Here is a 765-nt window from a genome sequence, read left to right as displayed (position 1 = left end):
CTTGAAGAACGGCAGAAACTACGGCAGGACGAGATCATCACCGCGGCGCGGCGCTGCTTTCGCGCGAGCGGCTTTCACGGTGCCAGCATGTCGCAAATCGCCAGCGAGGCGAAGCTGAGCGTCGGGCAAATCTACCGTTATTTCAGCAATAAAGATGCCATTATCGAAGAGATGATCCGCCGCATTATCGACTACCGCATCGCCGAGATGGAAGGCAAAACCCAGACCGACCGCATGCCGCAGATCCTTGCCTGGCGCCAGACTCTGAGCGAAGACGACGATGCGCTGATGCTGGAAATGTCTGCCGAAGCGACCCGCAATCCGCTGGTTGCGGCGATGCTGGTGGAAGCCGACGCGCGCATGTTTGCCAACGCCTGCGAGCACCTGAAAAAACAGTGCCCGAACCTTAGCGACGAGCGCATTCGCTGCTGCGTGGAAATTATCGCCGTGATGATGGAAGGCTCCATCTATCGTCGATTAACCCCACAAAAAGTATCAGCAGAAGAATTAGAAAAAATTTATCGGGAAATACTCAATATGCTTCTCATTGTGAATTAATTAAACCTGAACTCATCACCGGGAAATAGCTATTTCCCGTTTTTTCATTTCCGCGAATCGCGGAGATGCGGCATCGCTGTGCCTTAAAACCTCCTCATCTCGTTAAGCCATTAACGGGACAGGCGTCGTTCACCCTGGAAAAAAGTATGAAAACCCTAACAACCGCCATCGCGGCATTATTTCTCCTGACCGGTTGCGATAATGCAC

1 protein-coding gene is annotated in these 765 nt (G+C 52.5%); it reads left to right on the top strand.

What is annotated here, in order from left to right:
• On the top strand, positions 1 to 558 hold a 558-nt coding region (locus K5E19_RS23130), incomplete at its 5' end, for a TetR/AcrR family transcriptional regulator (RefSeq protein WP_221553270.1).
• Positions 559 to 765: the final 207 nt, after the last annotated feature.

This window comes from Enterobacter sp. RIT637, assembly GCF_019718755.1.
Classification (GTDB): Bacteria; Pseudomonadota; Gammaproteobacteria; order Enterobacterales; family Enterobacteriaceae; genus Enterobacter.
Note: the sequence above shows the minus strand (reverse complement) of the source record. Positions and strands in the feature narration are given on the sequence as shown.